This is a genomic window from Aquitalea sp. ASV11 (assembly GCF_016429185.1).
Classification (GTDB): domain Bacteria; phylum Pseudomonadota; class Gammaproteobacteria; order Burkholderiales; family Chromobacteriaceae; genus Aquitalea; species Aquitalea pelogenes.
The window spans coordinates 87,193-100,850 of the sequence record NZ_JAELUD010000007.1 but is presented as its reverse complement, the minus strand read 5'-3'; the positions used below and the strand labels follow the sequence as shown (position 1 = coordinate 100,850).

15 protein-coding genes are annotated in these 13,658 nt (G+C 62.0%); 9 read left to right on the top strand and 6 right to left on the bottom strand.

Annotation, left to right across the window (positions count from 1 at the left end; genetic code table 11):
• The 7 genes from JHD62_RS04395 to JHD62_RS04365 all read left to right on the top strand — a co-directional run.
• Positions 1-335: amidohydrolase family protein (locus JHD62_RS04395; RefSeq protein ID WP_199101929.1), on the top strand; the 335-nt coding region annotated here is incomplete at its 5' end.
• Between the two features lie 158 nt (positions 336-493).
• Positions 494-1,177 (top strand): 4-carboxy-4-hydroxy-2-oxoadipate aldolase/oxaloacetate decarboxylase, encoded by a 684-nt coding sequence (gene ligK, locus JHD62_RS04390; RefSeq protein ID WP_131360454.1) that lies wholly within the window; start codon positions 494-496, stop codon positions 1,175-1,177.
• A 10-nt stretch (positions 1,178-1,187) separates the two neighbouring features.
• Positions 1,188-2,120: an amidohydrolase family protein gene (locus tag JHD62_RS04385; RefSeq protein ID WP_199101928.1), complete on the top strand. Its 933-nt coding sequence runs from the start codon at positions 1,188-1,190 to the stop codon at positions 2,118-2,120.
• 9 nt (positions 2,121-2,129) lie between these two features.
• Positions 2,130-2,573, top strand: a complete 444-nt coding sequence (gene ligA / locus JHD62_RS04380) for a protocatechuate 4,5-dioxygenase subunit alpha (protein ID WP_199101927.1) — start codon at positions 2,130-2,132, stop codon at positions 2,571-2,573.
• A 1-nt stretch (position 2,574) separates the two neighbouring features.
• Positions 2,575-3,456: a class III extradiol dioxygenase subunit beta gene (locus tag JHD62_RS04375; RefSeq protein ID WP_199101926.1), complete on the top strand. Its 882-nt coding sequence runs from the start codon at positions 2,575-2,577 to the stop codon at positions 3,454-3,456.
• 12 nt (positions 3,457-3,468) lie between these two features.
• On the top strand, positions 3,469-4,416 hold the full coding sequence (locus JHD62_RS04370; RefSeq protein WP_199101925.1) for a Gfo/Idh/MocA family oxidoreductase: 948 nt from the start codon (positions 3,469-3,471) through the stop codon (positions 4,414-4,416).
• A 182-nt stretch (positions 4,417-4,598) separates the two neighbouring features.
• Positions 4,599-5,597, top strand: coding sequence for an aldo/keto reductase (locus JHD62_RS04365; RefSeq protein WP_199101924.1), 999 nt, complete (start codon positions 4,599-4,601; stop codon positions 5,595-5,597).
• A gap of 219 nt (positions 5,598-5,816) precedes the next feature.
• On the opposite strand, the gene JHD62_RS04360 is transcribed toward JHD62_RS04365, so the two are convergent.
• Together JHD62_RS04360 and JHD62_RS04355 are read right to left on the bottom strand one after the other, a co-directional pair.
• Positions 5,817-6,659 (bottom strand): class III extradiol dioxygenase family protein, encoded by an 843-nt coding sequence (locus JHD62_RS04360; RefSeq protein ID WP_199101923.1) that lies wholly within the window; start codon positions 6,657-6,659, stop codon positions 5,817-5,819.
• 2 nt (positions 6,660-6,661) lie between these two features.
• Entirely contained in the window at positions 6,662-7,012 is a 351-nt protein-coding gene (locus tag JHD62_RS04355; RefSeq protein WP_199101922.1) for a protocatechuate 4,5-dioxygenase subunit alpha, read from the bottom strand.
• An 85-nt stretch (positions 7,013-7,097) separates the two neighbouring features.
• Here JHD62_RS04355 and JHD62_RS04350 point away from each other — a divergent pair, with 85 nt between their 5' ends.
• Positions 7,098-8,015, top strand: coding sequence for a LysR family transcriptional regulator (locus JHD62_RS04350; protein WP_199101921.1), 918 nt, complete (start codon positions 7,098-7,100; stop codon positions 8,013-8,015).
• 134 nt (positions 8,016-8,149) lie between these two features.
• Here the strand turns inward: JHD62_RS04350 and JHD62_RS04345 are convergent, their stop codons facing one another.
• From JHD62_RS04345 to JHD62_RS04335, 3 genes are all read right to left on the bottom strand, one after another.
• The gene (locus JHD62_RS04345; protein ID WP_199101920.1) at positions 8,150-9,013 is read right to left on the bottom strand and encodes a sugar phosphate isomerase/epimerase; all 864 of its coding nucleotides are present in this window, start codon (positions 9,011-9,013) and stop codon (positions 8,150-8,152) included.
• A 1-nt stretch (position 9,014) separates the two neighbouring features.
• Complete coding sequence (locus tag JHD62_RS04340) at positions 9,015-9,848, bottom strand: 4-hydroxyphenylpyruvate dioxygenase family protein (RefSeq protein ID WP_199101919.1); 834 nt, start codon at positions 9,846-9,848, stop codon at positions 9,015-9,017.
• A gap of 62 nt (positions 9,849-9,910) precedes the next feature.
• Positions 9,911-10,774: a shikimate dehydrogenase gene (locus JHD62_RS04335; protein WP_199101918.1), complete on the bottom strand. Its 864-nt coding sequence runs from the start codon at positions 10,772-10,774 to the stop codon at positions 9,911-9,913.
• Positions 10,775-11,010: 236 nt separating this feature from the next.
• Between JHD62_RS04335 and JHD62_RS04330 the strand changes: the two genes are divergently transcribed.
• Entirely contained in the window at positions 11,011-12,936 is a 1,926-nt protein-coding gene (locus tag JHD62_RS04330; RefSeq protein WP_199101917.1) for a bifunctional sugar phosphate isomerase/epimerase/4-hydroxyphenylpyruvate dioxygenase family protein, read from the top strand.
• Positions 12,937-13,012: 76 nt separating this feature from the next.
• On the opposite strand, the gene JHD62_RS04325 is transcribed toward JHD62_RS04330, so the two are convergent.
• Complete coding sequence (locus tag JHD62_RS04325; RefSeq protein ID WP_199101916.1) at positions 13,013-13,639, bottom strand: NIPSNAP family protein; 627 nt, start codon at positions 13,637-13,639, stop codon at positions 13,013-13,015.
• Positions 13,640-13,658: the final 19 nt, after the last annotated feature.

Sequence of the window (13,658 nt, the reverse complement as noted above, 5' to 3'; positions counted from 1 at the left end):
ACTGGGGCCGCTTCCGTGGGCTGGCGCAGGAAATGAAAAAGCCGCTGCTCAAGGACCACCTGCTCAACAACATCTTCTTTGACACCTGCGTCTACCACCAGCCGGGCATCGACCTGCTGACCAAGGTTATCCCGGTGGACAACGTGCTGTTTGCCAGCGAAATGATTGGCGCGGTACGCGGCATCGACCCGGAAACCGGCCACTACTACGACGACACCAAGCGCTACATCGAAGCAGCCGCACTGACGGATGCCGAACGGCAGCAAATCTTCGAAGGCAATGCCCGCCGGGTGTATCCGCGACTGGATGCCGCTTTGAAAGCCCGCGGCCTGTAAGGCTGGCAAAAGCTCTGCTCCTGCGTTGCGCCGCCTTGCCGTACCACATGTACTGTCTGCGGCGGCGCGCCTTGACCCAGGGCTTTTGCGGATTTGACCGCATCTCACGTGCGCCATGCGCCGCGCGATGGATAAAACAGAACAGGAAAGACAACACCATGTACGAACTCGGAGTGGTATACCGCAACATCACCCGCGCCGACCGCGCCGCCGCCGATGCACTGGCAGCGCTGGGCTCGGCCACCGTGCACGAAGCCATGGGCCGCGTCGGGCTGCTCAAGCCCTATATGCGCCCCATCTACCCGGGCAAGCAGGTGTCCGGCACCGCCGTCACCGTGCTGCTGCAACCGGGCGACAACTGGATGCTGCACGTGGCGGCAGAGCAAATTCAGCCGGGTGACATCGTGGTGGCAGGGGTCACCTCGGAATGCACCGACGGCTACTTTGGCGACCTGCTGGCCACCAGCTTCCAGGCACGCGGCGCGCGGGCGCTGATCATCGATGCCGGAGTGCGCGACGTCAAAACCCTGCAGGAAATGGACTTCCCGGTGTGGAGCCGCGCCATCAGCAGCAAGGGCACCATCAAGGCCACGCTGGGCTCGGTCAATATCCCGGTAGTGTGTGCCGGCATGCTGGTGCATCCGGGCGATGTCATCGTGGCGGACGACGACGGCGTGGTGTGTGTACCGGCCGCCCGTGCAGTGGAAACCCTGGCGGCGGCGCAAAAGCGCGAATCGTTCGAAGGCGAAAAACGCGCCAAGCTGGCTTCCGGTGTGCTGGGCCTGGACATGTACGCAATGCGCGAGCCGCTGGCCAAGGCTGGCCTGCGTTATATCGACTGAGGACGACAGCATGACTAAACCCGTGAGTGGCGACTTCAGCAAGACCGCAGGCTGGCTGGACTGGTTTGACGGCCCGGCCAAACCGGCCTTCACCCTGCCGGCCGGCGCGGTGGATGCCCACTGTCACGTATTCGGCCCGGGGGCGGAATTCCCCTATGCGCCGGAACGCAAATACACCCCGTGTGACGCCAGCAAGGCTGATCTGTTTGCCCTGCGCGACCATCTGGGATTTGCCCGCAATGTGATTGTGCAGGCCACCTGCCACGGTGCCGACAACCGCGCCATGGTGGATGCCTGCCGCGCCAGCAAGGGCAAGGCACGTGGTGTGGCCACCGTCAGGCGCGCAGTAACGGATGAAGAGCTGCAAAGCCTGCACGAAGCCGGTGTGCGCGGCGTGCGCTTCAACTTCGTCAAGCGGCTGGTGGATTTCACCCCCAAGGACGAGCTGATGGAAATTGCCAGCCGCATTGCCAAGCTGGGCTGGCATGTCGTGGTGTATTTCGAGGCGCAGGACCTGCCCGAGCTGTGGGACTTCTTCACCAATCTCCCCACCACTGTGGTGGTGGACCACATGGGCCGGCCTGATGTCAGCCTGCCGGTGGACGGGCCGCAGTTTGAATTGTTCGTGAAACTGATGCGCGAACATGACAATATCTGGTCCAAGGTCAGCTGCCCGGAACGCCTGAGCGTGAGCGGCCCCAAGGCGCTGAATGGCGAACGCCACGCTTACCACGACGTGATTCCGTTTGCCCGCAAGCTGGTGGAAACCTTCCCCGACCGCGTGCTGTGGGGCACCGACTGGCCGCACCCCAATCTGAAAGACCATATGCCGGACGACGGCCTCTTGGTGGATTTCATTCCCCATATCGCGCCGACGCCGCAATTGCAGCAACAGCTGCTGGTCACCAATCCCATGCGCCTGTACTGGCCGGAAGAATGCTGAGGAGCCTGCATGGCACTGGACAAACCGTATAAAGACGTGCCCGGCACCATCATTTTCGATGCCGAGCAAAGCCGCCTGGGCTACTGGCTGAACCAGTTTTGCACCAGCCTGATGAAGGCGGAAAACCGCGCCCGCTTTCTGGCCGACGAACGTGCTTATCTGGACGAGTGGCCGATGACGGAAGAGCAGAAGCAGGCGGTGATGGCGCGCGACCTCAACCGCTGCATGGCGCTTGGCGGCAATATCTACTTCCTGGCGCGCATCGGTGCCACCGACGGCAAGAGCTTCCAGCAGATGGCAGGCTCCATGACCGGCATGAGCGAAGAGGAATACCGCAACATGATGGTGGCTGGTGGCCGTTCGGTAGAAGGCAACCGCTACATCGGCGAAGACGGCGACGCCCAGGCGCACCGCCAGCCGCAAGGCGCTGCCGGTAAAAAGGAAAGCAACTGATATGGCACGCATCACCGCATCTGTTTTCACCTCCCACGTGCCCGCCATCGGCGTGGCCATGGACCTGCACAAGACGCAGGAAGACTACTGGCAGCCGCTGTTTGCCGGTTATGACTTCTCCAAGCAATGGATGAAGGACAACAAGCCGGACGTGATTTTCCTGGTGTACAACGACCACGCCACCGCCTTCAGCCTGGACATGATTCCCACCTTTGCCATTGGCACGGCTGCCGAGTACAAACCGGCCGATGAAGGCTGGGGTGCGCGCCCGGTGCCGGTGGTGAAAGGGCATCCCGAGCTGGCCAGCCATATTGCGCAAAGCGTCATCCAGCAGGACTTCGACCTCACCATCGTCAACAAGATGGACGTGGACCACGGCCTCACCGTGCCGCTGTCGCTGATGTGCGGCGAGCTGGACCCGGTGAAGGACGCCTGGCCCTGCCCGGTGATTCCGTTTGCCGTCAACGTGGTGCAATACCCGGTGCCCTCCGGTCAGCGCTGCTTTGCGCTGGGTCAGGCCATCCGCAAGGCGGTGGAGAGCTTTGACGAAGACCTGAACGTACACATCTGGGGCACCGGTGGCATGAGCCACCAGCTGCAGGGTGCACGCGCCGGGCTGATCAACCGCGAGTGGGACAACAACTGGCTGGACCTGATGATCAACGACCCGGTGGCCTGCGCCCAGGTGCCGCATATCGACTATGTGCGTGAAGCCGGCAGTGAAGGCATCGAACTGGTGATGTGGCTGATTGCACGTGGCGCGATGGCCGACGTGAACAACGGAGAGCGCAGCGGCCCGCTGCCGCATGTGGCGCACCGTTTCTATCATGTCCCGGCTTCCAATACCGCCGTGGGTCACGCCATTCTGGAAAACAAGGAATAAGGAATCCCTGTCATGACAATCAAAGTAGCACTGGCTGGCGCAGGCGCGTTCGGCATCAAGCATCTGGACGGCATCAAGAACATTGCCGATGTGGAAGTGGTATCGCTGATTGGCCGCGACCTGGCCAAAACCCGCGAAGTGGCCGACAAATACGGCGTGGCCCATGTCACGGATGACCTGAACGAAACCCTGGCCATCAAGGAAGTGGACGCTGTCATCCTGTGTACGCCCACCCAGATGCACGCCGGGCAAACCGCCGCCTGCCTTGAGGCCGGCAAGCACGTGCAGGTGGAAATTCCGCTGGCCGACACCCTGGCCGGTGCCGAAGCCGCCGCCGCGCTGCAACAGCAAACCGGCCTGGTGGCGATGTGCGGCCACACCCGCCGCTTCAACCCCAGCCACCAGTGGGTGCACAACAAGATTACTGCCGGCGAATTCAACATCCAGCAGATGGATGTGCAAACCTATTTCTTCCGCCGCACCAATATGAACGCGCTGGGCCAGCCGCGCAGCTGGACCGACCACCTGCTGTGGCACCACGCCGCCCACACCGTGGACCTGTTTGCCTATCAGGCTGGCAGCCCCATCGTGAAGGCCAATGCCATCCAGGGGCCGATCCACCCGCAACTGGGCATCGCCATGGACATGTCCATCCAGCTGAAGGCGGCCAACGGTGCCATCTGCACGCTCAGCCTGTCCTTCAACAACGACGGCCCGCTGGGGACCTTCTTCCGTTACATCGGCGACACCGGCACCTACATTGCCCGCTACGACGATCTGGTGAACGGCAAGGAAGAGAAGATCGACGTATCGCATGTGGCCGTGTCGATGAACGGCATCGAGCTGCAAGACCGCGAATTCTTTGCCGCCATCCGCGAAGGCCGCGAGCCCAATTCCAGCCTGCGTCAGGTTCTGCCGTGCTATCAGGTGCTGCATGCGCTGGAGCAGCAGCTGGTTTAGAGCCGCTGCTGACAAAAAGCTGCACCCCAGGCTGCTTCGCTTTTTTTAGCAGCTCGTGGCTAAGACATTTTTGAAATCCCTTTGTAAGCGACCCTCCTGAACAAGGCAGTCCGGTTCACCAGAACCGGCTGACCTTGTCTTTTTCTTGCAGGGTCCCCGTCAGACAGTGCAAGGACAGTTCCATGAAACAGCGACAGCTTGGCCCGTTTACCGTTTCTGCCATCGGCCTTGGCTGCATGAATCTCAGTCACGCTTATGGCGTGCCACCGTCTGCCGAGCAGGGCGGCCAGGTATTGCTGGCGGCGCTGGATGCAGGCGTCACCCTGTTTGATACCGCCGCGCTGTACGGCTTTGGTGCCAATGAAGAGCTGGTGGGTCGTGTATTAAAGCCTCATCGCCAGCAGATTGTGCTCACCAGCAAGTGCGGCATGACCGGGGTAGAAGGCAAACGGGTGATAGACGGCAGGCCGGACACCCTGCGCCAGACCTGCGAGGACAGCCTGCGCCGTCTGCAAACCGATGTGATTGACCTCTACTACCTGCACCGCTGGGACCGGCAAGTGCCGATTGAAGATTCGGTCGGCGCACTGGCTGACCTGGTGGCCGCGGGCAAAATCCGCAGCATCGGCCTGTCCGAGGTTTCCGCTGCCACGCTGGCACGCGCCCAGGCGGTGCACCCGATTGCCGCGGTACAGAGTGAATACTCGCTGTGGACGCGCAACCCGGAAATCGCGCTGCTGGATGCCTGCCGCGAGCAGCAAGTTGCGCTGGTGGCCTTCAGCCCGCTGGGCCGTGGCTTCCTGGCCGGTGGCGTGCGCGACCCGTCCGGCTTTGCCGCCAACGACATCCGCCGCGCCATGCCGCGTTTTCAGGCTGAACACTTTAGCCGCAACCTGCGCCTGCTGGATGCATTGCAGGGCCTGGCCACCGAAACCGGCTTCACTCTGGCGCAACTGGCCATGGGCTGGCTGCTGGCGCAAAGCGAGCAGGTGATTCCGATTCCGGGCACCAGCAATGTGGCGCATCTGCAGGAAAACCTGTCGGCTGACGCGGTGGAACTGAGCATGGAAGTGCTGACCCGGCTGGATGCCATCGTCAATGAAAACACGGTAAGCGGCGCGCGCTACAACGCTGCCACCCAGCAGGAAATCGACACCGAGGAATTTGGCGTCTCTGCCTGAGCCAGTGAAGGCAGGGGAGGAGACGACCGCACTATTGCTTCCATCTGGGGTTTGAACCCATGCCGACAGGGTGTTCCTGTCGGCCTTTTTTTGTCTGTAAAAACAGGACAGGCGGCTGGCTGCGGCAGATAAAAAAAGACCCGGCACAAGGCCGGGTGCTCAGCGAAGGAGGAGAAATGCTGACAACAGTGTGTGGGTTTACTGCAACTGCCCGGTGACTCAGGCAACCGGCTCCAGCAGCATCACACCGGCTGCTGTGTTGGAAATCGGCAGGTGGTAGGTGTTTTGCAGCGCGCGCACATCGCTCTTGATGGTGGCGCGGGCGGCCAGCCACATCAGCAGCTCGATGCCTTGCGAGCCGGTATGCTCCACCAGTTGTTCCACCGTGTACTGGGTGGCCCACTTGGGCTTGTCCACCAGGCTTTGCATGAATTGCAGGTCGAAGGGCTTGTTGATGAAACCGGCGCGTTCGCCATCCAGCTGGTGCGACAGGCCGCCGGTGCCAATTACCACCACGCGGGCGTCGGAATTCCAGTCGCTGATGGCTTCGCCAATGGCCTCGCCCAGCTTGTAGCAGCGGCTGGCGGACGGAATGGGGAACTGCACGGTGTTGATGCACACCGGCACCACCTTGATCGGGCAGGCACCTTCTTGCGGCCACAGCAGTTTCAAGGGCAGGGTGAAAGCATGGTCTACCAGCATTTCCTGACAGGTGGTGAGGTCGAATTCCTTGTTCACCAGTTGGTTGATGAGGTGCCAGGACAGCTCGGTATCACCGGTAAACGGCGGCAGGGTGGGAATGCCCCAGCCTTCGTCGGCATTGTGGTATTGCGGCGCGGCACCTACCGAGAAGGTGGGCATCTTGTCCAGAAAGAAATTCAGGCCATGGTCGTTGTACACCACCACGGCGACATCAGGTTTTACTTCGTCCAGCCAGCGATGGATGGGCGGGAAGGCGTCAAAAAACGGCTTCCAGTACGGTTCGTTCTGCAGATTGCCGGCAATGGCGCGGCCAATGGCCGGAACGTGGGAGGTAACGATGCTGCCTACGATTTTTGCCATGATTATTGTCCCGCGTTCAGGAGTTTCTGTTTGAATTCGTCTTTGCTCATGCCGGTTTGCTGGGCACCGATGTCCTGCACATCCAGGCCGAAGATGCCGGCAAACTTGGCCAGGTAGTACACATTGCCGCCAGCGGCCAGCAGTTGCAGCACATTGCGGCTTTGCACCGCGGCCAGTTGCGGCGCGGTCAGGCCGAAGCGGGCGCAGTAGGCGGCTTCGTCGGCCTTGAAGGCGTCGCGGTTGGCCTTGTCGTTGAAGGAAAAGCACATCTTGTTGAGGGCATAACCCTTCTGCGCCTGAATGTCGTCAAACAGGGTGGTGCCCGGAATGGACACGCGTTGTTGCTCCGCCATCACTTTCTCCCTTGTTGGTATCGTGGTGTCAGCGAGTGTCCATTTTTATAATGTGGAAATAAACGCAGTAAACCGGATGGCATACATGAAAAATTTCGATCATTTGCAGCTGGACGGGCGCTTGCTGCAATTGCTGCTGACCGTGCTGGAAGAACGCTCGGTCACCCGTGCGGCAGAGCGGCTGGACATGACCCAGTCCGCAGTCAGCCATGCGCTGGACAAGCTGCGGCTGATTGTGGATGACCCGCTGTTTGTGAAGTCCGGCCGCGGCATTTCGCCCACGGTAAGGGCCGAGGCGTTGGCCCAGCATGCGCGCAGCCTGCTGGAAGACATGCGCCGCTTTGTCAGTGCCGCCAGTTTTGATCCGGCCCGTTTGCAGCGCACCATCAGCATTGCCGCCAACGATTTGCAACGGGATTTGCTGTTGCCGCGCCTGTTGAACCTGTTGCAGGCCGAAGCACCGGGTGTGTCGTTGCGGGTGTTGCCCTCCGGCATTCCATCGGTGGAGATGCTGCGCAGCGATGAGTGCGACCTGGTGATTACCCCGCGCCCGCCGGATGGCAGCGACATCGTGCAAAAGCGGCTGTTTGCCGACCACTACCGGGTGTTTTACGACGCAGGCTGCCGTGCGGCACCGGCCAGTCTGGACGACTATCTGGCGGCCGAACATGTCACGGTGGGCTACACGCCACCGCGCATGCTGGATATTGATGATTTTCTGGCCGGGCAAGGAGTGAAGCGGCGCATTGCCGCCTGGCTGCCCGGTTTTGCCGGCATCGCGCCCTTCGTGCAGGGCAGTAGCCGGCTGGCCACCTTGCCCGGTCTGCTGGCCAGCAACCTGCTGGCGGGGCTGGCCAGTTGTGCGCCGCCGCTCTCTTGCCCGGACATGCCGATGTATCTGGTATGGCACCAGCGCCATCGCCACGACCCGCTGCACATCTGGCTGCGCCAGCGGCTGGAGCAGGTGACGCAGCAGGCGCTGGCGGCACAGCTGCCGGGTTGATACTTCTTTCTGGAATGACTCAGAGCGGCTAACAAAATAGCCTAGCGTCCGTGTGGCAAGGTGCGCCGACGCAGACAGTACAAATAGTAAGGCAGGGAGGCGCAACGCAGGAGCGGGGGTTTTGTCAGCCGCGCTTAGCAGCCGCTGTCCTGCAGGCGCTGGCTGACGGTGCGGCACAGCCAGTCCACCGAACGGGCGGCGCGGCTGGCCACGCTGGCGGCGTCTTGCGTCAGGAATTCGTCATTGGCCACTTCAAAGGCGTACTTGCCCTGATAACCGGCCATTTCCAGCCGCACCAGCATGTCCACCACCGCCATGCTGTGCACGCCCTCGCCGGGGAAGGAGCGCTGGTGGCGCGAGATATGCACCATTTCTTCCAAGAGCGGCAGGTAGTCGCTCATGGCATCGGACAGTTGCACCAGAAACAGCTTGTGCATTGGGATGCGGTACAGGTCGTCCAGCGGAATGCCACGGGCAAACAGGTGGAAGCTGTCCAGCACCAGGCCCACGTTCTGCCGGTTTACCATTTCCACCACCTGCCATGCCGCGTGGTAGTCGTGCACATAGCGGCCCCAGGCCAGCGGTTCGAAACCTATGCGGATGCCCAGGGGCGTGGCCAGGGTGGACAGCAGGCGCAGATGGGCGGCGGTGGTTTCCAGGTCGCCCACCGCATTGGGCGAGGTGGTGGCCGATACCACCAGCAGCTCGGCACCCACCTGCTGCATCATGCGCATCATGGTTTTGGCCAGGTCTATCTTGTATTCCAGAAAGCGGCCGCTCATGCCTTCAAAGTCGCGCAGCGCCTCGAAGCCGATCACCTTCATGCCGCTATGGCGCACGGTGCGCACCGTTTGCGCCAGGCCGCCTTCCTGTTCGTTCATCAGGTCCTGCGCCCACAGCGTGAGGCGGGAGAAGCCGGCGGCGGACATGGCCTGCAGCTTGTCTTGCAGCTTGCCCTGCAAGGGGGCGGTATCAATGGCAAAGCGGCTGGCGTCCATGTCAGTTCCCCTGTTCGTTGCTGATGGCAAATTGCAGCAAGCCGGCATGCTCCAGCGCGTGCCGGACCAGCTGTTGCGGGCCGGACAGGCTCAGTCCCTGTTGTTGCAGCTGCTGGCGGGTGAGGGCCATGTCATGGCTGGCCAGGGTGACGCCGGTCATGCCTTCGCTGATGCCATGCTCCAGCACGGTGGCCTGCAAGCGCAGCTGGATCTTGCCGCAGGGGCTCACTAGCAGACGGCTGTCGGCTGTGCTGTCGGTGGCAGATTCGGCAAAGTCGAACAGGTGCTGGTAGAAGTCCTGCCAGTCGCCAATGCGCTCGGGCGGTACGCTCTGCGTCAGCAGGCTGATGCGGTTCAGTCCGGCATCCGTAGCCTGGCTATCCGCGTTCAGCGGCAGGAAGTCCACATCGTAAATGGAGTGCTCGCCATAGCGGTCTACCAGATAGAGCAGCGAACCGCCCACGCCCTGGAAGGCCGGGATGTGCAACTCCATCACCCCGGTGCCCGTGTCCACTTCCCATGCCCCCAGTTCGCGGGCGCGCAAGGTGGCTGCGCGTGCATCCTTCACCCGCAGTGCAATGGCGCAAATGCTGTGGCCGCGCTGCTGGGCGTAATGCTGGGCAAAGCTGTCCGGCTCGGCATTGACGATGAAGTTGATGTCGCCCTGACGGTACAGCAGCACCTGCTTGGAACGGTGCCTGGCAGTACAGCGAAAGCCCATGGCCTGCAGCAGCTGGCCAAGGGCTGTCGGGTCGGTGGTGGCAAATTCAACAAATTCGATGCCGTCCGTGCCCATGGGGTTGGGCCGGCTGCTAAAGGGAAGGGTGTCGGACATGGGGAACCTGTCTGGTAAGGGCTGCGGGTTCAACAAGGGCTTGCCGGTTCAATCTGTCAGCTTCAGTCGCACAGGCTGGCAAAGTGCCGGGCCATGCGCTCGGCATCCGGGTTCAGGCCGCTGAACAGGCGGAATGCGCCCGCCGCCTGATACACCACCATGCCGCCGCCATTCATGGTAGCGCAGCCCAGCGCATTTGCGGCCTTGAGCAGCGCGGTTTCGCGCGGGAAGTAAATCACGTCGGCCACCCATAGCGCCGGGTGCAGCCATTCCACCGGCAGCGGCAGGCCGGGGTGGCCTTGCATGCCGATGGGCGTGGCCTGGATCAGCCCGTCGGCAAGCGCCAGTGCGGCGGCGACATCCTCGGCCACCATCACCCGATTCTCACCAAATCGCTGGTTCAGCCGGGCGGCCAGTGCGCTGGCGCGAGCCGGGTCGGCATCGTGCAGGGTCAGTTGCTGGCAACCCAGGGTGAGGATGGCGTGTGCCACTGCAGCTCCGGCTCCGCCTGCGCCCAATTGCACCACCTTGTTCAGCGGGGCGTCTGGCCATTGTTGCTGGAAAGACTGGGCAAAACCCCACCAGTCGGTGTTGTGACCAATGCGTTTGCCCTCACGCAATTGCACGGTATTCACCGCGCCAATGGCGGCGGCGTCGTCGGACAGGCTGTCCAGACAGGCCAGCACCGTCTGCTTGAACGGATGGGTGATGTTGCAGCCGGCATAGCCCACGGTCTGCATGGCGGCCAGCAGCTTGTCCAGCTCCTCTGCGTCAGTATCCAGCGGCAGGTCGTGTAATTGATACAGGCAGCGCAGGCCCAGCTGGCGGGCTTCTTCTTCGTGCAGCTGTGGCGAGCGCGAGCCCTGGATGCTTTGGCCTATCAGGCCCAGCAACAGCGTATTGGCAGCGGATGTGGATGCAGGCATGTGTTGGTCTTTTTTTGCTTGATTGCCGCAGCGGGCGGCATGCACCCCGCACACAGCGCAGGCCGTGAGCGGGATGGCGGGAACAGGGAAACGCACTGGTGCAGTGAAAATTTTCACGCTAAGATTGAAATGTACCTGTTGGTACGAAATAAGTAAACCGGCAGCATCGCCAGACCAGGACTCACACCCAGAGCGGTGCGCCGCCAGCGCCAGTTTCCCCATTGAGGATGACCACCATGCAACACTGTATTGCCACCGTTTCTCTGAGCGGAACCCTACCCGAGAAACTGGAGGCGATTGCCGCTGCCGGCTTTCAGGGCGTAGAAATCTTTGAAAACGACCTGCTGTATTTTGATGGCTCGCCACGTGACGTACGCCGCCTGTGCCAGGAGCTGGGCTTGCAGATCATGCTGTTCCAGCCCTTCCGCGACTTTGAAGGCTGCCGCCGTGACCGCCTGCAACACAATCTGGAACGGGCCGAACGCAAGTTCGAGCTGATGCACGAGCTGGGTACCGACCGCATTCTGGTGTGCAGCAATGTGCAGCCGGACGTGATCCGCGATAACGCGGTGCTTGCCGACGACCTGCACCAGCTGGCCGAGCTGGCGGCAAGGCATGAAGTGCTGGTGGGTTACGAGGCACTGGCCTGGGGCCAGCATGTGAATTCCTACCGTCAGGTGTGGGACATCGTCAAAACGGTAGACCACCCCAATCTGGGCGTGATTCTGGACAGCTTCCACACCCTGTCGATCAAGGACGACCTGTCGCGCCTGCCGGAGATTCCGGGCGACAAGATCGTATTCCTGCAACTGGCCGATGCGCCCATTCTCAATATGGACGTGCTGGAGTGGAGCCGTCATTTCCGCTGCTTCCCCGGTCAGGGCGAGTTCGACCTGCCTGCTTTCCTCGGCCCCATCCTGCAAAGCGGCTACCAAGGCCCACTGAGTCTGGAAATCTTCAACGACGGTTTCCGTGCCGCACCCACCGGCGGCACTGCGGCAGATGGTCGCCGTGGCCTGCTGTATCTGGAAGAAAGCACCCGCGCGCAGCTGGCTGCCAGCGCGGAACCCAGTGCCGCCGCCGTGCTGCCGCAGCTGTTTGTGCCGGCACCGCAGCCGCAGTACGACGGGGTGGAGTTTCTGGAATTCGCCGTGGACGAGGCCGCCGCCAGCCGGCTGGCGCGCTGGTTCGACAAGCTGGGCTTTGCTCATGCCGGGCAGCACAAATCCAAGAGCGTCAACCTGTACCGTCAGGGTGACATCAACCTGATTCTCAATTCCGAGCCGGATTCCTTCGCCAACGCCTTCTTCGTGGCACATGGCCCGTCGCTGTGCGCGTCCGCCTTCCGGGTGAATGACAGTGCCCAGGCGCTGCAACGCGCCAAGCAGTATCGCGCCCGCTCGTTTGAAAGCCGCGTCGGCCCCAACGAGCGTCAAATCCCGGCCGTGCGTGCGCCGGATGGCAGCCTGCAATACCTGGTGGACCCGGGCACGGATGGCAGCAGCATTTACCAGTCCGACTTCGACATGCTGCCGGATGCCGCAGACAAGCAAGGCCTGCTCACCAATATCGACCACTTTGCCCTTGGCCTGCCCGCCGAAACCATGGACGCCTGGATGCTGTTCTTCCGCGCCGTGTATGGCTTCCAGGCCGAGAACGAACATGTGCTGCCAGACCCGTACGGACTGGTGAAAAGCCGGGTGCTGCACAGCCCGGATGGCAGCATCCGCATTCCGCTCAATATCTCGGAAAACCGCAATACCGCCATCGCCCGCTCGGTTTCCACCTACCGTGGTTCCGGCGTGCAGCACATTGCCTTTGCCACCGACGACATCTTTGCTGCAGTGGCCGCAGCGCGGGAAAGCGGCGTGCCCTTGCTGGAAATTCCACGCAATTACTATGACGACCTGGCCGCGCGCTTCGATCTGCCGGATGAATTTGTCGCCAGCCTGGCCGCCGCCAACATCCTGTACGACCGCGATGCCCAAGGCGGTGAAATGCTGCATGTGTACACCGCCCAGTTTGAAGACCGCTTCTTCTTCGAACTGCTGCAACGCCGTGCCGGTTACCAGCAATATGGTGCGGCCAATGTGGCGGTGCGCCTGGCGGCACAGGCGCAGTCACGCGCGCGGCAGAATGCGCGCAGCAACTGGTATGACTGATATGACTGGGCAGGGCTGATCTGTAACTTGTCAGCCAGTAAAAAGGGACTCCGTGTGGTGTCCCTTTTTTGTCCGCTTACTTCAGCGGCGATACGGCGGTGGGCAGGGCAATGGTGGAGTGCATGTCGGTAGTGAGCCAGGCCGGGCCACCCTTGGGCGGCCAGATGCCGGCGGCAACCGCTTCACCACGGATGCGGCTGCGTTCGTCCACGCTGGCATAGGCCCAGATATTGGTAAAGCGCAGCGGGCCTTGCAGGGCAAACATGGCCACCAGGCAGGGCGACAGGGCGCTGCGTGGCGGCAGGTATTCCTGCCACAGGTCCATGGTGTGTTGCAGGCCGCCGGTCTTGATGCCGTAAGTACGGATTTCATATACCGGGCCGCTTATGCCGCTTTCGCTGCTGGGGCGCAACGGGGCCATCCACGGGAAGGCCTGATAGGCCTGGCGGTCGATGCTGGTGGCGAGGCTGCCGCAGCCATAGGGGTCGGCGCTCAGGCGGGTGCGTTGCTGTTCGGCTTCCAGTGCGGCCAGGCTGTCAAAACTGCGCAAAACCAGCAGCTGGTTGAGCTGGCCGATATCGCTATACCAGCAGCCCAGCAGTTCGCCGCTGGCGGCGGCATCGCTGGTGTAGGCCTGTACGTTCTGGGCAGCCTGGGCGGTGGTGCCAAAGGGCAGGGTGAGGGTGGCGAGTTCGTAGTACATGGTGTGTCCTTGCTTGTAT